General features: G+C 42.0%; 22 protein-coding genes. 8 read left to right on the top strand and 14 right to left on the bottom strand.

The annotated features are described in order from the left end of the window. Positions 1-16 precede the first annotated feature (16 nt). The 8 genes from purF to MN200_RS10565 form a co-directional block, all read right to left on the bottom strand. The gene (purF, locus tag MN200_RS10530) at positions 17-1,552 is read right to left on the bottom strand and encodes an amidophosphoribosyltransferase (protein WP_058869927.1); all 1,536 of its coding nucleotides are present in this window, start codon (positions 1,550-1,552) and stop codon (positions 17-19) included. Positions 1,553-1,576: 24 nt separating this feature from the next. Beyond that, a complete protein-coding gene (locus tag MN200_RS10535) occupies positions 1,577-2,161 on the bottom strand; it encodes a CvpA family protein (RefSeq protein ID WP_004696270.1) in 585 nt (194 codons plus the stop codon). Further along, positions 2,158-3,168, bottom strand: coding sequence for a quinone-dependent dihydroorotate dehydrogenase (locus tag MN200_RS10540; RefSeq protein ID WP_058869928.1), 1,011 nt, complete (start codon positions 3,166-3,168; stop codon positions 2,158-2,160). Before MN200_RS10540 ends, MN200_RS10535 begins: the two co-directional genes overlap by 4 nt. Before the next feature lie 90 nt (positions 3,169-3,258). Beyond that, positions 3,259-3,738 carry a type II secretion system protein GspM gene (gene gspM / locus MN200_RS10545; protein ID WP_058869929.1) on the bottom strand — a complete coding sequence of 160 codons (480 nt, stop codon included), beginning with the start codon at positions 3,736-3,738 and terminating at the stop codon, positions 3,259-3,261. Further along, a complete protein-coding gene (gene gspL / locus MN200_RS10550) occupies positions 3,738-4,877 on the bottom strand; it encodes a type II secretion system protein GspL (RefSeq protein ID WP_058869930.1) in 1,140 nt (379 codons plus the stop codon). Before gspL ends, gspM begins: the two co-directional genes overlap by 1 nt. Before the next feature lie 30 nt (positions 4,878-4,907). After that, entirely contained in the window at positions 4,908-5,363 is a 456-nt protein-coding gene (locus MN200_RS10555; protein WP_005400615.1) for a phosphoglycerate mutase family protein, read from the bottom strand. Positions 5,364-5,465: 102 nt separating this feature from the next. Further along, the gene (locus MN200_RS10560) at positions 5,466-6,539 is read right to left on the bottom strand and encodes an NAD(P)H-dependent glycerol-3-phosphate dehydrogenase (protein WP_004696260.1); all 1,074 of its coding nucleotides are present in this window, start codon (positions 6,537-6,539) and stop codon (positions 5,466-5,468) included. 23 nt (positions 6,540-6,562) lie between these two features. Next, entirely contained in the window at positions 6,563-7,138 is a 576-nt protein-coding gene (locus MN200_RS10565) for a nitroreductase (protein ID WP_242759366.1), read from the bottom strand. A 232-nt stretch (positions 7,139-7,370) separates the two neighbouring features. On the opposite strand from MN200_RS10565, the gene MN200_RS10570 reads away from it, so the two are divergent. Further along, entirely contained in the window at positions 7,371-7,751 is a 381-nt protein-coding gene (locus MN200_RS10570; RefSeq protein WP_004982234.1) for a hypothetical protein, read from the top strand. Positions 7,752-7,811: 60 nt separating this feature from the next. Here the strand turns inward: MN200_RS10570 and rhlB are convergent, their stop codons facing one another. Both rhlB and MN200_RS10580 read right to left on the bottom strand, forming a co-directional pair. Continuing rightward, a complete protein-coding gene (gene rhlB, locus MN200_RS10575) occupies positions 7,812-8,963 on the bottom strand; it encodes an ATP-dependent RNA helicase RhlB (RefSeq protein WP_005400612.1) in 1,152 nt (383 codons plus the stop codon). Between the two features lie 97 nt (positions 8,964-9,060). Continuing rightward, the gene (locus MN200_RS10580; RefSeq protein WP_004648643.1) at positions 9,061-9,273 is read right to left on the bottom strand and encodes a cold-shock protein; all 213 of its coding nucleotides are present in this window, start codon (positions 9,271-9,273) and stop codon (positions 9,061-9,063) included. A gap of 391 nt (positions 9,274-9,664) precedes the next feature. On the opposite strand from MN200_RS10580, the gene MN200_RS10585 reads away from it, so the two are divergent. From MN200_RS10585 to MN200_RS10610, 6 genes are all read left to right on the top strand, one after another. Next, positions 9,665-9,898: a sulfurtransferase TusA family protein gene (locus MN200_RS10585; protein WP_004696251.1), complete on the top strand. Its 234-nt coding sequence runs from the start codon at positions 9,665-9,667 to the stop codon at positions 9,896-9,898. A gap of 138 nt (positions 9,899-10,036) precedes the next feature. Next, entirely contained in the window at positions 10,037-10,906 is an 870-nt protein-coding gene (gene rpoH / locus MN200_RS10590) for an RNA polymerase sigma factor RpoH (protein WP_058869932.1), read from the top strand. 129 nt (positions 10,907-11,035) lie between these two features. Continuing rightward, positions 11,036-11,401: a DUF423 domain-containing protein gene (locus tag MN200_RS10595; protein ID WP_010327098.1), complete on the top strand. Its 366-nt coding sequence runs from the start codon at positions 11,036-11,038 to the stop codon at positions 11,399-11,401. A gap of 19 nt (positions 11,402-11,420) precedes the next feature. Next, on the top strand, positions 11,421-11,618 hold the full coding sequence (thiS, locus tag MN200_RS10600; protein ID WP_005400611.1) for a sulfur carrier protein ThiS: 198 nt from the start codon (positions 11,421-11,423) through the stop codon (positions 11,616-11,618). Between the two features lie 12 nt (positions 11,619-11,630). Then, the gene (locus MN200_RS10605; protein WP_005400610.1) at positions 11,631-12,416 is read left to right on the top strand and encodes a thiazole synthase; all 786 of its coding nucleotides are present in this window, start codon (positions 11,631-11,633) and stop codon (positions 12,414-12,416) included. A 180-nt stretch (positions 12,417-12,596) separates the two neighbouring features. Continuing rightward, entirely contained in the window at positions 12,597-13,322 is a 726-nt protein-coding gene (locus tag MN200_RS10610; RefSeq protein WP_058869984.1) for a hypothetical protein, read from the top strand. A gap of 40 nt (positions 13,323-13,362) precedes the next feature. Here the strand turns inward: MN200_RS10610 and MN200_RS10615 are convergent, their stop codons facing one another. The 3 genes from MN200_RS10615 to MN200_RS10625 form a co-directional block, all read right to left on the bottom strand. Then, positions 13,363-13,674 carry an antibiotic biosynthesis monooxygenase gene (locus MN200_RS10615; RefSeq protein ID WP_058869933.1) on the bottom strand — a complete coding sequence of 104 codons (312 nt, stop codon included), beginning with the start codon at positions 13,672-13,674 and terminating at the stop codon, positions 13,363-13,365. Between the two features lie 15 nt (positions 13,675-13,689). Then, positions 13,690-14,271, bottom strand: a complete 582-nt coding sequence (locus tag MN200_RS10620) for an NAD(P)H-dependent oxidoreductase (RefSeq protein ID WP_168158918.1) — start codon at positions 14,269-14,271, stop codon at positions 13,690-13,692. A gap of 156 nt (positions 14,272-14,427) precedes the next feature. Continuing rightward, entirely contained in the window at positions 14,428-15,039 is a 612-nt protein-coding gene (locus tag MN200_RS10625; protein WP_078388936.1) for a glutathione binding-like protein, read from the bottom strand. 219 nt (positions 15,040-15,258) lie between these two features. Between MN200_RS10625 and MN200_RS10630 the strand changes: the two genes are divergently transcribed. Then, positions 15,259-16,701, top strand: a complete 1,443-nt coding sequence (locus tag MN200_RS10630; RefSeq protein WP_242759368.1) for a SulP family inorganic anion transporter — start codon at positions 15,259-15,261, stop codon at positions 16,699-16,701. 60 nt (positions 16,702-16,761) lie between these two features. Here MN200_RS10630 and MN200_RS10635 read toward each other — a convergent pair whose 3' ends face one another. Further along, entirely contained in the window at positions 16,762-19,215 is a 2,454-nt protein-coding gene (locus MN200_RS10635) for an ExeM/NucH family extracellular endonuclease (RefSeq protein ID WP_242760526.1), read from the bottom strand. Between the last annotated feature and the right edge of the window lie 72 nt (positions 19,216-19,287).

Genomic DNA, 19,287 nt, shown 5'->3' on the forward strand with positions numbered 1-19,287 from the left:
CTCAAATCTAAATCAATTACACTTCTTTCACACCTGTCAAATCAACGGAAGCTGCATCAACATTGACATCAATATAGCCGTCTTTCTTTTTCGATGTTTCACGACGTTTCGCCTGTAATTCATCTAAATAAGCTTCATCGATACCACCAGCAACATATTTACCATCAAATACCGAGCAATCAAACTCTTGTAAATCTGGCACTTTGCTGGTGCGCACAGCGGCTTTTAAGTCTTCCAAATCTTGGAAAATTAGACGATCTGCACCAATAATTTCACGAATTTCTTCAACGGTACGCTCAGATGCAATCAACTCTTCTTTTGCTGGCATATCAATGCCATACACGTTTGGATATTTCACCATCGGCGCAGCAGAAGCAAAGAAGACTTTTTTCGCACCCGCATCACGTGCCATTTGGATAATTTCGTTACACGTCGTACCACGTACAATCGAGTCATCCACCAAAAGTACATTTTTGCCTTGGAACTCAAGTTCAACAGGGTTCAACTTTTGACGCACTGATTTCTTACGTAATTGCTGACCCGGCATAATGAAGGTACGCCCGATGTAGCGGTTCTTCATAAAGCCTTCACGAAACTTCACGCCCAGCATATTTGCAAGTTCAAGAGCAGAAGTACGCGAGGTATCTGGAATTGGGATCACGACATCGATATCATGCTCTTCACTCCACTCCGTCAGAATTTTTTGAGCAAGCTTTTCGCCCATTTTTAAACGTGCTTTGTAGACTGAAATGCCATCAATAATCGCATCTGGACGCGCAAAGTAAACATATTCAAAAATACATGGGCGGTATTCAGGCGCTTCAGCACACTGCTTGGTAAACATCTGCCCTTGTGAGTCGATAAAGATCGCTTCACCCGGCGCAATATCACGCTCAACTTTAAAGCCAAGTGCCGTAATAGCGACAGACTCAGATGCAATGATATATTCCATACCAGCATCAGTTTCACGCGAACCGTAAATCAGTGGACGAATACCATTTGGATCACGGAAACCCACTAAGCCATGCCCAGTAAGCATTGCAACCACGGCATAACCACCTTTACAGCGTTCATGTACTTTACTAACTACATGAAAAATGTCGTCTGCTGTAGGCATCAATTTGCCGCGTTTTTGCAACTCATGCGCAAATACGTTTAACAATACTTCTGAGTCTGAATCCGTATTCATATGACGTAAGTCTGTTTTAAACAGGTCGTCATGAATTTCTTCAGCATTGGTTAAGTTACCATTATGCGCCAACGTGATCCCGTAAGGTGAGTTCACATAGAAGGGCTGCGCTTCAGCGCTGCTCGACGAACCCGCTGTAGGATAACGCACATGACCAATACCATAATTACCTTGTAATGCACGCATATGGCGAGTGTGGAACACATCACGAACCATGCCATTGTCTTTACGTAAAAATAAACGACCTTCGTGGCAGGTTACTATCCCAGCTGCATCTTGCCCACGATGTTGTAACATCGTTAATGCATCAAACAACATTTGGTTAACAGCTGATTTACCAGCTATACCAACTACTCCACACATAGCAACCTCGCAGACAAGCTAGGATTAATAAAAAGGATTATTTGTTGACTCACCCTGTCCCTCAGCATTTTTCGAGGAAATTTTCGGTGAAGAATCTGAAGATACATGTGTATCTTTAGACTTGATATGTGACATCGCCTCGCTTGCAGCCTCTTTAGAAAGCTCCATCGCCCAAGGCGCGTAAGGCAAAAGTGTTTGGACAAATTTGGATTGTCTCCAGTATGGAGAACTTTCAACCCAAGAACCCACACCTTGCATCGTAATCAGAACAATTAACAACCCTTTTAATGAACCAAAAGCACCGCCGGCTAATCGATTCAAAGGCCCGAGTTTTAAACTCTTCAATATGTTATTCAGTAATGCCGTGACAATCCACGTCAAAACCACAATAACCAATACAATAAATGCAAAAGCTGCAATTTTTTGAACCACTGGATCTTCACTGAGTGAGACCATCGAAGGTGCTAGGACACTTGCAAATTTAGCACCAACAATCAGCGCTAAAATCCATCCTATCAAGTTCGCAAAGGCTTTAACAAATCCTTGACGCAAACCGTTGAGCCCTCCAATGAGCAATACAATCAATATGAAGATATCAATGGCATTCATGTTGTTTTCATTGCAGAGACGCAGTCTTGAATTAAGGTTGGTCCTGTATAGATGAGGCCACTATAAACTTGTACAAGGTTTGCCCCTGCATTTTGTTTTGCAAGCGCCTGCTCACCCGACAAAATCCCACCCACACCAATCAAAGGAATCTGACCTTTTACAACCTCAGCAAAGGCTTTTAAACACGCTGTACTTTTCTCAAACACAGGCGCACCAGATAAACCACCCGCTTCATCACCAAAAGGTAAGTTTTCCACCCCTTCACGAGACAAAGTCGTATTGGTTACAATCAACCCATCAATTTTAAACTGAAGCAGTTGTTTCGCAATAAATTGAATATCTTCCGCTTCCAAATCCGGCGCAACTTTCAACACCAAGGGTACATAGTGCTGCTGCTCTTCAGCCAACTCTAACTGACGTTTTTTCAGCGTCTCTAGCAGCTCGGTTAAAGCATCACCACTTTGCAAACTACGCAGGTTTTTAGTATTTGGAGAAGAAATGTTAACAGTAATATAAGACGCATAGTTATAGACTTTTTCTAAACAAATGAGATAGTCATCTACTGCATTTTCGACTGGGGTATCCGCATTTTTGCCGATATTAATCCCCAAAACACCTTTAAATTTTGCCGCTTTGACATTTTCAATCAATTGATCCACACCAGCGTTGTTAAAACCCATACGGTTAATAATGGCTTTAGCTTGTGGGATACGGAATAAACGCGGTAAAGGATTACCCTGCTGTGGACGTGGAGTAATGGTTCCAATTTCAATAAAACCAAACCCTAGACCTGCCAGTGCATCAATATAAGCACCATTTTTATCTAGACCAGCAGCCAAACCTACAGGATTGGGAAACTCGATGCCCATACATGTCACCGGTTTAGCCGCTATATTTTGACGCATTAAGCCTAGCTTATGCGTTGATTTCAATAGCGATAGTGTTAGCTCATGTGCACGCTCTGGTGCTAAAGTAAACAACAAAGGGCGGGCAAGAGAATACAACATATCTGTAAAAGTCTACTGCTTTTTAAGTCGCCATATTATAGGCATAGCCTAGCTAAAACACCATGCTTCGTCTGGCTTTATTTTTAGCGATTATTTAACGCTAGCCGATAATTTAATCTGCCCTGCATCTGAGACCAACTCCATTTTTTCAATACTCAAACCATTTTGCGTTAGTTGGGTCAAAAAGTTGGCCAACACCACATAGTTTGCATGGCTTACCACCAACTGAATTTGTTCAGCATTCTGCTGCGAAGCAACCGACAAACCTTGCTGCTGTGCAATACGTTGAATCTGCTCCATCGGAGTCAGTTGCCCATCTGAGCTCGATTTCATGGTGACTGCATTGCTCTGCATCCATGTCATGGTTTCTTTGAGCTGGTTCACGCGTTTTTGCTGTTTATCTGCCGCAGCATGGGTATACCAAAGTGCAGCCCCTATCGAGTTCACCAATACGAAAATGACCAAGAAGATGGCTAATACACGGTCGCGCGGTGTAAGGCGATCAAAATAAGTACTGATCAGCTCTAAACGCTGATCCAAAACAGTTTGTAAATTTTGCATGGCTTTCATTATTGTATTTTCACCATTCCAATTGCCCCACCCGTGGTCGGCTGAATATTACCTAACTCAACCTGAAAACCCTGTTGATTAAGCTGCTGAGTGAGTGTTTGTAAAGCCTCTGCCGAGTTAGCTTTAAGTTGCATATTTAAGCTATTTGCTTCATACATCACCTGATTTGCCACAATTTGCTGTTGCATGAGCACAGGGCCAACACGACTCAATAAAGACAAAGCTTGAGCATCAGCTTGTTTATTCATATTCAGTTGATATTCAAACTGGCTTCGCAGGGTTTGCTCAGTCACAGGATAATTCGCACCAAACCAATATTTAAATTGATCGACTGCTTGCACAGCCACTTGCTCTGCAAGCTTTTTATTTTGATACCAACGCGTCGCATCGTAGGTCAGTTGGGTCACAATCAACGCAACCAATACCGCTGCACAGGCTTTCCAATAGCCCGTTGAAACATGTTGCTCTTTCACCTTCGGCAAAAGATTCCATGGATATTGTTTTGCTCTTGGCAATGCCGTCCATTCATAATGGAACGACTCAAGCTGCTCCTGCGTCACACTGGCGTTTAAGCTATGCATGTGCGAAGCACTAAAGTTACAAATTTTATATTTTTGATTGGCTGCTTGATAATCTAAAAATACAGCAAGATCATCAATTGATCCGCCCAACCAAGTATTAGAGCGAAACAGAAGTCGCTCTTCAACATAGCCCAAGATTACCTGTTCTGCATCAGGTACAGGCAAAATCAGAAAATCAGGCAATAGACTGACCAGCTTCACAGGAATCAAACTCAAGGCATGCTGCAAAGTCTCTAAACGATGCTTTGAAATACCCAAAACAGTGAGTTGCTCAGGTGCTTGAAAGTGATGTAATACTTTCATCTGTTCGATTGAGCTCAATGTATATTCTTCGAGCAAATACTTCACACCTTCAGCCCCCAACTGCTTGTATTGGGCCTTAGGCATATTTTGCTGAATAATTTGCACATCACGGCTTGGAAAGAAAACAGTTGCTTCCTCACCATGATGCGCTTGTATATCTTGGATCAATTGCTCAAGTGTATGAGCAGATTGCCATCTTTCCCCTATAGACCAGTGCCATGTTCCATCGGCTTCGGGCATCCAAATTTGCAACATGTATTATATTCTGCCGTTTTAATTGGTTTTTTATATGCTAGGTATAAATGCTTTTGTTTGTGTCGACAAGCCTTCCGCGATAACTGCTTGCTCATAAATCCGCGCTTCAGCCAAAGCATAAGGATTGAAAGATTCTGTCACCAAAATCGAGGCCATATGTGCCACCACATTCATATGACACACCACTACAATAGACTCATACGGCAAATGTGATAACCATTCCACAGCCGCTTTTGCATCATCATCCGGCTTAATGGTATTACAGATTACAACAGGTACATCAGCAAAGTGCTGTTTAATGTGTGCCAATGTTTCCTGCGCACGCAGCAATGGGCTAACCACAAAGACATCAGGTTGGATCCGTGACTTTAAAAAGTCAGCAGTTTGCTCTGCCTGTGCATGCCCACGTTCGGTGAGTGGGCGCTTAGTGTCATTCCCCATGATTGGTGGTGCAGCTTCGCCATGACGTACCAAAGTCAGTTGCATAAAAAATCCTTATTCAAATCCTGATTATTTTAATTAATTTTTATGACAATTCAGTCATTCTACCCACTTAAACGCTCATTTTATTTCGTTTTTTAAGTGACTTTAAACCTCATGATGCGGCAAAACAAACTCCACATCACTGCGGTGTCCATTTTTCATTAAGGATAATGCAATTGTCATTGGTGGTGCATTTTCAAAAATAACACTGTATAACGCACTGGTAATCGGCATATACACGTCTAGCTCTTCAGAACGTGCTTTAACTTGTACAATGGTGTTAATGCCTTCTGCTGTTTGTCCCAATTCAGTGGTCGCCTGTTCCAAACTCTTGCCTTGCCCCAGTGCAAAACCGACTTGATAGTTGCGACTGAGTGGGCTGCTACACGTTGCAAATAAATCACCGACACCAGACAGCCCTAAGAAGGTCAGTGGATTTGCCCCTAACTTCACAGCAAAACGACTCATTTCCGCCAAAGCACGAGTCAAAATCATACTCTTGGTATTTTCACCGACTTTGTATGCAGCAGCCATTCCCATCGCAACCGCATAAATGTTTTTAAGTGCACCGCCGAGTTCTACACCATGCACATCATCACTGGCGAAAACACGGAACAAGGCACTATGCAAAGCTTGTTGTACCGCATAACGCACCAAGTCAGACTGGCTTGCAATCACTGTTCCGGCTGGTTGTCCTGCCACAATTTCCTTAGCCAAGTTGGGCCCAGATAACACGCCATAAGGTACTTCTGGTAGCTCTGAGCGAATAATGTCACTCATAAAACTAAAAGTCTTCGCTTCAATACCCTTGGTCAAAGACACCACTGCTTGCGAAGTAATAAACGGTTTAATTTGTTTAAGGACATCACGGAAAGAATGACTCGGAATCGCCACCAAAATAATGTCGCGATCACGAACAGCCTCTTCTATATTTGAAACTGCACGTAAACCATCTTCAAGTTTAAAATCGGGCAAATAGCGTTTATTTACGTGCGTCGCATTGATATCAGCTGCAACGGCTTCATCACGAATCCAAATCATGGTATCGCAGCCATTACGAACGGCAGTATTCGCCATCGCAGTCCCAAAACTACCACCACCCAAAACAGTAATACGTAGTGCCGTTTTTTGATCTACTGCTACAGGTTCAACCAAATCTGAAAACTTTAACTCTGACATTATTTTTATATCCTAAAATGGAACTATTGATTCCAATAACTTACATAATCTTCGGTTTGAATTTCGGCACGTGGTGGAATCGCTTTAACTGCCGTACCAATATATAAAATACCTGAGATCAAATCATCTGCACTGAGGCCTAAAGCCTGTTTGAAATGCACCGATTCCACCACTGCCCCACTACGCCACATACTCGAAAAACCTTGAGCTTGTAAGGACAAAATAAAATTCTGAATAGCAGCCCCACTACTTAAAGTCTGCTCAAAATTAGGGACTTTCGGATGCGATTGAAATTTAGTCAGTGCCAAAACCAGTAATGGGGCACGAAAAGGATGATTTTTAACACGCTCTAACTGTGCTGATTCCGTTTCGCCCAAATCAGCCAAGGCTTGTGACAATAACTCACCAAATGCCTCACGTTGATCTTCAGCAATTACGATAAAACGTGTCGGCTTTAAACGATGATGATCTGGTGCAGTCAATGCGGCTTGAAATGCCCGCTCTAATTGTTCTGCATTGGGAGCAGGCTCGACCAAATGGCCAATCGATTGACGTTGATGCATATTCTGGTGAACGATATCTACCGCGAGTTCCGTCATTAGGCTCTTAATCTTTCAAATTAAACAATACGTTTTAGAGTAGCACACTCTGAAAAGTTTGCTCTAGCGCTTCAGTATGAAATACCCAGTTTCAGCAAAACTAATTTTAAAATCCTGAGCACTTTTTAAACTGTTCGATAAGACTGCATTTTTCATACATTTCTTACATGATTCATCCGACAAGCTATGTTCCAATAAACAATGATTTAATAAAACATGACTGGGGTATGAAATGAAAAAGAATATCGCTATTGCTGGAGCAGCAGCACTAACACTACTTCTAAGCGCTTGCGCATCGACACCAAGCAACTCTTTAGCGATCCAAAAAGCTGACAATCAATACGAAGTTACGGGTATTGGTAAAACTGCATTGATTGCAAAAAACAACGCCATTGAAGCAGCAGCTAAAACGTGTGGCTCTAAAGCAACGGCGATTGTGAGTGATGAAAAAACCGAATATCAAGGCGCTTTAAAAGGCGTGGTGAGCGATGAAACTGGAAAAATGATCCAAGCAGCCGCTTCAGTACTGGGTTCTATTTCGGGTACAAACTCAGGCATTAACCAAGACAGTGACTATCAAACAATCCTGACTTTTTCGTGTAAAGCAAAATAAAGATACCATCAAAAAAACCGCTCATCTGAGCGGTTTTTTTACACCAATCACGTCAAACGATTAGCAATAACCTTCTAAACGTGTCAGTGGTAGTTTTTGCCCAATGGCTTTTTCAATTTCTGGTAGATAGAATGCATCATCTTCAGATAAGAAACTAATACTCACACCACGCGTACCTGCACGACCTGTACGACCAATACGGTGTACATAGTCATCCGACTGTTCAGGTAAGGTGAAATTCACCACATGCGATACACCATCCACATGGATACCACGACCTGCAACATCGGTTGCAATCATGATGTTATGTTGACCATTTTTAAATTGATCCAGCATTTTCAAACGTTTGTCTTGTGCGATTTCACCTGACAACATCACCACTTTATAGCCATCACGCTTTAAGTTGTCATAGAGTTTACGCACTTGATCGCGACGATTTGCGAAAATCATCACTTTTTCAATGGGCTCATCACGCAGAATGTCTTGTAGCAATTTATATTTATCAGACTTTGCGACCATGTAGACACGTTGTTCAACGTCCGCATTGGTCTTCTTCTCTGGCTCAATTTCAACAGTTACAGGTTCAAACAACCACTGCTGCGCAAGGTTTAAAACATCGTAACTAAACGTTGCAGAGAACATCAGAGTTTGACGCTGTTCCTTACGCGGTGAGAAACGAACAATGCGTTTGACTGAAGGAATAAAGCCCATATCCAATAAGCGATCGGCTTCATCAATCACTAAAAACTCAATCTGGTCGAGCCAAACTTCTTTTTGCTCAACAAAGTCAATCAGACGACCTGGCGTCGCCACCATAATATCGACAGGTTTTTTATCGAGTTGTGCTTTTTGTTTATCAAAGTCAACGCCGCCTAAAAGCGTCACGACATGTAAATCTGAGAATTTTGTGAGTTCTTTCGCATCGCTTTCAATTTGCAGTGCAAGTTCTCGAGTCGGTGCTAAAATCAAGGCGCGAGGTTCACCGCGGTAGCGCTGCTCTTGAATTGGGTTGTTCAGCAAGTCGTTAATCACGCTCACCAAAAATGCCGCTGTTTTACCAGTCCCTGTTTGCGCACGACCAATTGCATCGTGTCCCGCCAAAGTGAATTTTAAAACCTTTTGCTGAATAGGCGTCATATCCTTAAAACCTAAAGCATCAATAGCTCGTTTAAGTTGAGGATGTAAATTTAAGGTTTCAAAACCTGATGACATATAAGTGCGCTCTGACGAAAAATCACGAAAATTGATCTGTAGTATAAACAAAAACGCCCCAATTTACATTGGGGCGTTTTAAAGTACGTTCAGACAATTAGTCTAAAGGTTGTACTTCTTCAGCTTGGAAGCCTTTTTGACCTTTTACAACGCTGAATTCAACGCGTTGGCCGTCACGTAGTGAACGGTGGCCGTCGCCTTGGATTGCACGGAAGTGAACGAATACATCGTCGCCGCCATTGCGTTGGATAAAGCCGAAGCCTTTAGTGTCGTTGAACCATTTAACTACGCCTTGTTCACGAGCTGTCATAAGTTAATCCTCATTGTATCTAAAAGAAGGACCACCCGGTGTTGCAAACAGCAGACCAAACAAGGTTTAAAAATATTTATTATTTCTAAGCTTGTAATCATTCTGTATAACTATTAACAAAATCCCGGTTACATCCATTTGTAAAATAGGATTTAAAACAATTTATGGTTGTGTTAAATCCCAGTACGCGACGAGCTTAACATGGGTTAAAAACAATTCATACCCTTTTTTTTGATTAATCGTCTTTTTAATTCAGCATATTTTTTAACTAGTTATTTGTAATTTTGGATATAGCGACTATAGGCCTATAACACATGAAATATTTGGGTTTTGGCACTGAATTTGCTAATATTTCTACCCACCTAAATGTTGTGAAGCCTTACTAAGCTATATGAGTGATATCGAACAAAATACCAACATTATTGATGCAATGGGGCAACCATGTCCTATGCCTCTGTTGTTGCTTAAACGCGCACTTAAGAAGAGTCCGGCGCAGCATTTTCTATTAAAATCGTCTGATCCGCACAGTCAGATCGATATCACGCGTTATTGCGAAATCCATCATTTAACTTGTGTTTTGAAACAAATTAATGAACATGAATTTCACTACTTCATTGAATCTTAATTCTTTTCAATTACACTAAGTCTATTCACATTTGCATAAAAGTTTACATTTCTATACCCAATTTTCCATTATTCAGTGGAAGATTGGATTAAGATAAATTCAATTGTTGGGTAAAAATGAAATCCCTAAGGAGAACACATGAGTGACAGCAGCAATCAATTGATGCCCCTGTCATTATCGGCACCAGGTGTAAACTTGGGCGCTTATATTAGTACTGTCAACCAAATCCCGATTTTGACAGCGGAACAAGAAAAAGAGCTAGCTGAACGCTACTATTATGACCAAGACCTCGATGCCGCTAAACTTCTAGTCATGTCGCATCTACGTTTTGTGGTTCATATTGCCCGCAGTTATGCAGGCTACGGCTTACCTCAAGGTGACCTCATTCAAGAAGGTAACTTGGGCTTAATGAAAGCCGTTAAACGCTTCGACCCAAACATGGGCGTACGCTTGGTCTCTTTTGCGGTACACTGGATTAAAGCCGAAATTCACGAATATGTGATTCGTAACTGGCGTATTGTCAAAATTGCGACGACTAAAGCACAGCGTAAACTGTTCTTTAATTTACGTAGTCTAAAAAAATCGTCTAAAAAGCTCACTCTAAAAGAAGCTCAATCGATTGCAAATGACCTCAATGTGACACCTGAACAGGTGTTAGAAATGGAAGGTCGTTTAACTGCTTATGATGCAGCGTTTGAAGCTCAGGGCGATGATGACGATGAAGGTTCAACCCATGTTGCACCTGCGCTTTACCTTGAAGATAACCGCTACGACCCAGCGCGTTTGGCTGAAGAAGAAGATTACGAAGAACAGAGCACCAATGCTTTGCATGATGCGATGGAACAGCTTGATTACCGTTCGCGTAATATTTTACAGCGCCGTTGGTTAGATGATGAAAAATCGACGCTGCACGAACTGGCTGCTGAATATAATGTTTCGGCCGAACGTATTCGTCAGCTTGAAAAAAATGCCATGGAAAAAATTAAAGTGGCGATGTCATCGAACTAAGATGATACCAATACAGAAAAGGGCGAAATGCCCTTTTCTTTTTACCAATAAATGAGGCTTTTTGTCTTTTAACCTTTCTTCAAAATATGCTACTTTGTTGCGCACAGTGATATAAGTAAAGCATTGCATATGTGGATTGCGATTTCAGCTCTGAATTTAGCGTTTGCCGTTATATTAGGTGCCTTTGGTGCACATGGTCTCAAAGCACGTGCTACTGAAGCCCAATTGGCTTGGTGGCAAACTGCAACTGATTACTTTTTTTATCATGCGCTTGGTTTACTGGCGCTTGGTATTTTGGCCAAAGTCATCCCGCAACTTCCCATCAAAACCAGCTTTTTAGTGATTCAAGTCGGCATCTTCTTTTTCTGTGGTTCCCTCTATGTTATGGCATTGGGCTTACCGCGTGGCCTAGGTGCGATTACCCCGATTGGTGGGGCATTGATGATTGCAGGTTGGTTGATTCTGGCATGGAATGCCATGAAATATGCCAAGTAAACAACTAGGGATGAGCACGATGCAGATTTATTTAAACGGCGAACTACAGCACACCGAATGTAAAAACCTGCTTGAACTGGTGCAAACCTTTGCACTTGAAGGCAAACGTTTTGCTGTTGAGCAAAATGAAAACATTATTAGTAAAAGTAAATTGGAATACACCCCAATTTGTGCAATGGATCGAATTGAAATTATTCATGCCGTCGGTGGCGGTTAATACGGAGTTCACATGCAAGACAGCCCTCTCATCATTGGTTCTAGATCATTTCAATCTCGTCTACTGGTGGGCACAGGTAAATATAAAGACCTGCAAGAAACCGATTTAGCCATCCAAGCCAGTGGCGCAGAAATCGTGACGGTTGCGATTCGTCGCGTCAATATTGGTCAACACCCCGACCAACCAAACTTATTGTCCGTGGTCCCACCTGAAAAATACACGATTCTCCCGAATACAGCAGGCTGCTTTGATGCCAATAGTGCCGTGCGTACCTGTATGTTAGCGCGTGAATTATTAGACGGTCATAACTTGGTCAAGCTTGAAGTATTGGGCGATGAAAAAACGTTATATCCAAACATTACTGAAACATTGAAAGCGGCACGCACCTTGATTGACGATGGTTTTGAAATCATGGTCTATACCTCCGATGACCCAATTGTGGCGCAAGAACTTGAAAGTATGGGTTGTGTTGCCATCATGCCTTTAGGTAGTTTGATTGGTTCGGGTCTAGGGATTTTGAATCCACACACGATTTCTATTATTAAAGAAAATGCCAAAGTGCCTGTGTTGGTAGATGCTGGTGTGGGAACTGCAAGCGATGCAGCCATTGCCATGGAACTCGGCTGTGATGGCGTGTTGATGAATACCGCGATTGCTGCCGCTCAACATCCCATTTTAATGGCTTCTGCAATGAAAAAAGCCGTTGAAGCAGGTCGAGAAGCCTTCCTCGCAGGTCGTATGCCTCGCAAACGTATGGCCAACGCAAGCTCACCAGAAACAGGTTATTTCTTTAAATAATCTCTTAATCTGTTTTAAGCGATAAAAAGGATTCTTCTGAGTCCTTTTTTATTTATTTCAACACAAGGGCAGCTCTTTATGATGACCTAGGTTGTTGGGACATTTCGCCACACGCTTTGATACACTCAATGACACTTTCAAACATCTATAACCATATAAAAATGAGAGGAAGCGATGCCCATGCAAAAATGGATCAGACCAACACTCATAGTTAATGCCCTATTTTTCCTAACACTCACAAGCAATGCTTGGGCCAAAGTAGAGGAAAAACCGACTCTCAAAACAAGCTACCAATCTTTTGTGCCAAAAAACTGGAAGATTTTAGAAAAAGTCCAAGGCGATTTAAACCAAGATGGTCAAGCGGATATTGCCCTGATTATTGAAGACACCAATCCTGAACATTTTGTTAAAAATGATCGCTTAGGGAGTGATGTCCTCAATATCAATGAACGAAAGCTTTTGGTTTTATTGAAGCAAACGCATGGTTATCAACTTGCGGCAACTAATACTACTTTGCCGACAAAAGGCGATATAGAGTCCCCTTGCCTCGCTGATCCACTCGGTGAGACTGAAGCGTTAAGCATTCAAAAAGGTGTGCTCAAAATTCATCTGCACTACTGGTTAAGCTGTGGTTCGTGGTATGTGACCAATCACGCGTATACCTTCCGATACCAAGACCGTGCATTTAAACTGATTGGTTATGATGTCGATGATTTCCACCGTGCATCAGGCGACATCACGGCGCGAAGTATTAATTTTATGACAGGCAAAGTAAAAAGTACGACAGGCCAAAATGAGTTTGCTGAAAGCACTCAACCTGTCAAAGTTCAATGGACAACACTCAAACAGCGCTACACATTGAAACTCGAACAGGTTCAGTTCAATGAGCCACTGGAGTTTAAATAAACAGAGCGAAGAAAAGCGCTGTCAAACTTATATACATCACTTATTGCGCTTCTAAAATACGAATTTGTACATGAGCAACTGCACCTTCGGTTGCTTGAGCATGTTGCTGCATATTGACACTGTGCATATGTGTTTCTAAATGCTTCATGCTTTCCCATTTTTCATACATCATGATTGAAAACGGTACTTTGGTTTGTAATGCACTCTCAACAGCAGGATGGTCGATATACACATTATAGAGATGGCAACCGGGCTCTTGTAATACTTGCTCACGGATGTTGTTGAATGAATCAAGAACCGTTGTAAAATCTTGCTCTGAATGACAAATAATTTCAGCAATGACAGTTAACATGGTCACTTCTCCCGATTAAGCAAAAACTTGCGTCAAATGGTCACGGTACTGTGCCATATAGGCTTCAACTTCAGGGGCTTTAATCACATCATTGACAATAAACGTCGGTAAGGTTTGCATCCCTAAAAATTGATTGGCTTTGTGAAAAGGTAAATAAACCCCGTCGACCCCAACCCCATGGAAAAATTGTTCAGCGTCGTTAAATGCATCCATCGGTGCATTCCATGTCAACGACAGCATATAGTTTTTATCGTGAATCAGACCGCCTGAACCATACTTTTTTGAAGCATCCGAACGTGAGCGACCATCATTGGCATACAGACTACCGTGCCCTTCGGTAAAGACATCATCGATATATTTTTTCACAGTCCATGGTGCACCCATCCACCAACCCGGCATTTGGTAAATCACGCTGTCTGCCCACAGAAATTTCTCCACTTCAGCTTTTGTATCATATTCACTGTCGGCACGGGTCACTTGAACCTGATGTCCTAGACCTGACAAGACCTCTTGTGCAAGTTGAGTTAAGGTATCGTTTAACTGACCATTCGAGTGTGCAAAAGTTTTTGCACCGTTAATTAATAAAATATTTTTCATGGGAATAACCTAAAAGCCAAAATCTATGCAGGCACTATAAAGATTCTGTTCAACACTAAAAAGGAGTGAATCTGCAAAATATTATTGACTAAATATCAACAATAAACTTTAGAGTAATAAAAAAGCGCCTCTCGGCGCTTCTTCAATGCATCAAAATTAAGGAATTAGACCTTCATCTCGCATTGCAATTTGTACAGACTGACGTTCAGCCACTTTATTACGGATAAAGATAATATTTTTATACGGTGATAAATCATGTTCGATGCCATTTGACCAATTGGTGAGGACAAATAAATATGCATCCGCAGGGCCAAAATTATCATCGACCAAATAGTCATGATCCGACTCACCAATTTGTTTATCGATGTAACTGAGTAAACGATCAATCTCTGCGTAGGCTTTTTCTTTGGCAGCAGCATCTAATGGCGCACCGAAGAAAACGGCATAAGCATCATGTAATTCAGAATTTAAATAACCTAACCATTCTAAAACTTTGGCACGCCCCAAACCCGATGGCGGAATAAGATCTTGTTTTGGATCATGTTGTGCTAAAAATGGCAAAATGGCTACATTTTCAGTCAGAATCAAACCTGGATTAATCTCTAAAGCGGGTACATATCCTTTTGGATTAATTTCGTAATAATCAGCACCTTTTTCTGTTTTATGTGTTTTTAAATCTACTCGGACTAAATCAAAGTCAACATTAATTTCATTGAGGATAATGTGCGCCGCAAGCGAGCACGCACCCGGTGCATAATAAAGCTTCATATCTGATCCTTGTTATAACTCTATTCTCTGTTTTAAATGGCTTCTAACAAACTTTCAAGTGATCAAAACCTGTAAATTGCAAAAAAGCGTAAACGAAAAATCATTCGTTCGCCTATTGAATATTGTCTAATTCACATTTTTTTTCAAGTACAACAACACTGCAATTTGCAACAGAGTTGTTTTAACATAGCCCCCTTGACCCTAAAATGAATTTGATCTGTGATTAGCCTTAAAAAAGATGAATGGTTTTCTAACATTCGTACCGATGTTCTAGCAGGTTTAGTGGTAGGACTTGCCCTGATTCCCGAATCTATTGCTTTTTCAGCAATTGCAGGTGTAGACCCTCAAGTCGGACTGTATGCCTCCTTTTGTATCGCAGTGAGCATTGCTTTTTTTGGCGGTCGTCCAGCCATGATTTCAGCAGCAACAGGCGCGATGGCACTACTCATGATCACACTGGTCAAAGAGCATGGCCTACAGTATTTACTGGCGGCAACCATTCTCACTGGGGTCATTCAGATCGTTGCGGGTTATTTTAAAGTTGCCAAACTGATGCGTTTTGTGTCGCAGTCAGTAGTGTATGGTTTTTTAAATGCGCTAGCGATTTTAATCTTCGTGGCACAACTTCCAGAGCTCAGCCAAATGAATCACTGGGGCTATGCATTTGTCGCTCTTGGCCTCGCTGTCATTTATCTGTTTCCCTATCTACCTAAAGTGGGAAAAAACATTCCCTCACCACTTATTTGTATTCTTATCCTGACCGCTTTGGCACTGTTTTTAGGCACGGATATGCGTATGGTCAGTGATTTAGGTCATTTCCCTGATACTTTACCTATTTTTCTACTACCTGATATTCCACTGACCTTTGAAACGCTGCAAATTGTCTTCCCTTATGCCATCACATTAGCGACTGTCGGTTTGCTTGAAAGCATGATGACCACCACAGTAGTGAATGAAGTCACAGGCACTGAAGGTGACCGTCATCAAGAATGTCGCGGACAAGGTATGGCAAATATTGTGAGCGGTTTTATGGGCGGTATGGCAGGCTGTGCCATGATTGGACAGTCTGTGATTAATGTCAGCTCAGGTGCACGTACTCGACTTTCAACCTTAGTGGCTGGTGTATTTTTACTGTGTTTGGTGGTGTTTTTTAAAGACTGGCTGTCCTATATTCCAATGGCGGCGCTGGTTGCCATTATGATCATGGTGGCATTTACAACCTTCCAATGGGACTCGGTTAAAAACATCGCTAAACACCCGCTACAAAGTAATGTAGTGATGTTGAGTGTCGTGATGATTGTCTTAGCCACACACAATCTTGCCTTGGGTGTCTTTGTCGGAGTTTTACTGTCCGCATTATTTTTCATTAACAAGCTGGAAAGTACGGTTCATGTTCAGTCTGAACTGCTTAACTATACTCGTCGCTATGTTGTGAGTGGTCAAATTTTCTTTAGCAGCTCAGAGAAATTCTTTCAGTTTTTTGACTTTAACGAACATATTCAGAAGGTTGAAATTGAACTCAGCCATGCTCATATTTGGGATATGACTTCAGTTCAAATGTTAAATGCGGTAGTTGAAAAGTTTGAAGCCCACGGTGTAGTGGTCGAGGTGTTAGGCTTAAATGAAGCCAGCAGCACCCTCATTGACCGTATCAGCTCATAAAGTTGAAACCATAGGCAAAATAAAAGGGCGATGACGCCCTTTTATTGTCAATAAAGCGGATTAAGACTGATTCTTGCGACGTCTTAGGCTGCCATACAAGGCCAAACTGATTAATCCTAATGCAGACCACAGTCCTGTACTTCCCGCACTGGTTTTATCATCATCGTTAACCACTGCATCGTTTAAGTCTAAATCCACAATCACAGGGTCATGGTCAGAAGAGCGGTAAGCATCGTCCGCATAGAATGCAGCAATTTGCTCCTCCGTTTTATATTCTTCGTTATAGTCTAGTACCGTCGGCTCATCCGCATTGATATGCCATGCAAATGCTTTTTTCACCAAAGGGTAAAGTGCTGCATCGGCAATCGCATGGTCTAAATTGCCTGCACCACCATAACCTTGAGCATTACTGGCTACGCCGAAAACATAGCTATACGCTGTTTTCCCTTGACCAATTTTTTCATCGTTTAAAAGCACTTTATAGTTGGCTTGTTCAAGCGCCACAATGGGATCTTCTTTGGCATAACTGTTCAGATCACCTAACAGTAAGACATTTGGTTTACTCACCTGCGTTGGATTTTTTGCAACCCATTGCATTAACGCTTGCACCGCTTTAACGCGGGTTGGATTCCAGCAACCTTGACCGTCGCCCTGATCTGCCTCTATCGAGGTTTTATCATCTGGACAGCTACCTTTAGATTTCAAATGGTTCGGAATAACCGTAAAAGTCTTCCCACCTGATAGAGCTTGAAAGGTTTGCGCCATCGTGACTCGGTTTTTCTGACTCTGGTCATCAAAGACCGCTGCTTCATTGATTGGTTTGACGCGCTTAGCATTATAAATAATGGCAACAGCAATCGCATCGGTTCCAAGTTTGTCAGCATTCGGAGGCGTTACATATTTCCAGTCGCTTCCAAGCGCCTGAGCTAAATAAGCAACTGCGCTACGCTCGCCATAACCATTGTTGGCAATTTCCATCAGACCATAAACATCTGCATCAATCGCTTTTAATGCACTGACAATTTTCAGATGTTGCTTTTTAAACTCAGCCTCAGAACTTGCACCACGTTCCGTAGGAAAACCTTGCGCCAAACCATTGTCATAATTCAGTACGTTAAATGCTGCAACACGAACTTGCTGTGTAGCCTTTGCTGGAACGCTTGCACGAGGGTTTGTCGTGTCTAAGACTTGCGGCGCTGTTGCACCAAGCACAGGTTGAATTCGCCATTGGTTATAGCGGTATTCTAAAATGCCTTGTACATTTTGCAGTTGTGCGCCTGTACGTAGGGTGTTTTTAGCACTAAAGATCGTTGGCAACCACGGCGTTCTGTTCTGATTGTTATAACCATCATCCAAAATGAGTTTAGACCGTAAATTTTGTTGTGCCAGTGCTTTGGCTTCCGTTGAATGGGCCGGATATAAATTGGTTGGGATATATAAACGCGCAGGGCTTAAAGCCAACTGACCATAACGCCCATAATCATAGTTTTCACTGACAGTTAAAGTTTGAGGAATATTAACCAACATGCCTTGATAGCGTTTTGGTGCATGGCCTGACATTTCAGTCAAATTATCAAAGGGCAAATTGATCGCCATTGGCTTAACCAAGTCACTCGCCGAAGGATTACAGACGTTAATATCGCTGCTTAAATCTTGAAGCTGTAATTGGTTTTGATAGGTTTTCAATTTGCCTTTGAAAATGACTTCCTGCCCCACTTGACCACCGGTCACACTACTTGAAGAAGGAACATAGACAAACACCGCATTACTGCTATTGGCTTTGGCTTGAGCATCTGGGGTTTGGACAAAGAAACCTGAGAAACCATTGTTATAACGATAATCTGCCGTAATTACGCCTTTCACCACATATTCCTCCTCTTGCGCTGCACTTTGCAATGTCGCAATTGGGGTCGCTGTCGTACTACAGCTCACGGAGCTTAGAGGGGGTGCCGTATTTCCAGCAAGATAACTGGAAAATGCATTTCGGTCTGACCATTTTTCCCATGCCGATGCCAAATCAAACGGTGCGGTAACGTCAATCCCTGCACTGGATACATTATTACTTAATAGTGTGCGTTTAAAACTATTCGCTGTTGCAACACTACCCCATCCAGTGCTTGGTCTTTCACCCACTGTGCCAAAGCGGTCAATCGCAACGCCATTATGATAAAGCACCAAAGCATCGTCACCATTGAAAGCTAAGTTCGCCTGCTGTTGCACCGCATCGCCCAGAGCTTCTTTTAAAGCAGAATGCCCGACCAAATAATGCCCCCTTGCCGCCAATTGACCTGTCAAACTCACTGTCAAATTTGCATTGGTCTCACCATTTGCGTATTGCTTGATCTGATATTCTGCCAAATTGACCGTCGTCGGATCTGGATTATAAATTTCCAATCCTTTCTTATTTTTGCTTCCATCTACATACTGACTAAACAAGAGTTGCGAATACGCAGGAAAGGAACAACCCGCCAAAATCAGGCTCAGGCTTAATATCTGTGGCTTAAAATTCTTCATCATTTTTTATCAGTTGGTTAAATCAGCTGGCAGGTTAATTTTTATTCGTTACATCATGATTAATAAATGATG

Origin of the sequence: Acinetobacter sp. LUNF3, assembly GCF_022699605.1 — a bacterium.
GTDB lineage: Bacteria > Pseudomonadota > Gammaproteobacteria > Pseudomonadales > Moraxellaceae > Acinetobacter > Acinetobacter johnsonii.

Excerpts from the sequence above, each read along its gene's own strand:
- purF (WP_058869927.1), bottom strand. The coding sequence starts at position 1,552 with ATGTGTGGAGTAGTTGGTATAGCTGGTAAATCAGCTGTTAACCAAATG.
- MN200_RS10535 (WP_004696270.1), bottom strand. The coding sequence starts at position 2,161 with ATGAATGCCATTGATATCTTCATATTGATTGTATTGCTCATTGGAGGG.
- MN200_RS10540 (WP_058869928.1), bottom strand. The coding sequence starts at position 3,168 with ATGTTGTATTCTCTTGCCCGCCCTTTGTTGTTTACTTTAGCACCAGAG.
- gspM (WP_058869929.1), bottom strand. The coding sequence starts at position 3,738 with ATGAAAGCCATGCAAAATTTACAAACTGTTTTGGATCAGCGTTTAGAG.
- gspL (WP_058869930.1), bottom strand. The coding sequence starts at position 4,877 with ATGTTGCAAATTTGGATGCCCGAAGCCGATGGAACATGGCACTGGTCT.
- MN200_RS10555 (WP_005400615.1), bottom strand. The coding sequence starts at position 5,363 with ATGCAACTGACTTTGGTACGTCATGGCGAAGCTGCACCACCAATCATG.
- MN200_RS10560 (WP_004696260.1), bottom strand. The coding sequence starts at position 6,539 with ATGTCAGAGTTAAAGTTTTCAGATTTGGTTGAACCTGTAGCAGTAGAT.
- MN200_RS10565 (WP_242759366.1), bottom strand. The coding sequence starts at position 7,138 with ATGACGGAACTCGCGGTAGATATCGTTCACCAGAATATGCATCAACGT.
- MN200_RS10570 (WP_004982234.1), top strand. The coding sequence starts at position 7,371 with ATGAAAAAGAATATCGCTATTGCTGGAGCAGCAGCACTAACACTACTT.
- rhlB (WP_005400612.1), bottom strand. The coding sequence starts at position 8,963 with ATGTCATCAGGTTTTGAAACCTTAAATTTACATCCTCAACTTAAACGA.
- MN200_RS10580 (WP_004648643.1), bottom strand. The coding sequence starts at position 9,273 with ATGACAGCTCGTGAACAAGGCGTAGTTAAATGGTTCAACGACACTAAA.
- MN200_RS10585 (WP_004696251.1), top strand. The coding sequence starts at position 9,665 with ATGAGTGATATCGAACAAAATACCAACATTATTGATGCAATGGGGCAA.
- rpoH (WP_058869932.1), top strand. The coding sequence starts at position 10,037 with ATGAGTGACAGCAGCAATCAATTGATGCCCCTGTCATTATCGGCACCA.
- MN200_RS10595 (WP_010327098.1), top strand. The coding sequence starts at position 11,036 with ATGTGGATTGCGATTTCAGCTCTGAATTTAGCGTTTGCCGTTATATTA.
- thiS (WP_005400611.1), top strand. The coding sequence starts at position 11,421 with ATGCAGATTTATTTAAACGGCGAACTACAGCACACCGAATGTAAAAAC.
- MN200_RS10605 (WP_005400610.1), top strand. The coding sequence starts at position 11,631 with ATGCAAGACAGCCCTCTCATCATTGGTTCTAGATCATTTCAATCTCGT.
- MN200_RS10610 (WP_058869984.1), top strand. The coding sequence starts at position 12,597 with ATGCAAAAATGGATCAGACCAACACTCATAGTTAATGCCCTATTTTTC.
- MN200_RS10615 (WP_058869933.1), bottom strand. The coding sequence starts at position 13,674 with ATGTTAACTGTCATTGCTGAAATTATTTGTCATTCAGAGCAAGATTTT.
- MN200_RS10620 (WP_168158918.1), bottom strand. The coding sequence starts at position 14,271 with ATGAAAAATATTTTATTAATTAACGGTGCAAAAACTTTTGCACACTCG.
- MN200_RS10625 (WP_078388936.1), bottom strand. The coding sequence starts at position 15,039 with ATGAAGCTTTATTATGCACCGGGTGCGTGCTCGCTTGCGGCGCACATT.
- MN200_RS10635 (WP_242760526.1), bottom strand. The coding sequence starts at position 19,215 with ATGAAGAATTTTAAGCCACAGATATTAAGCCTGAGCCTGATTTTGGCG.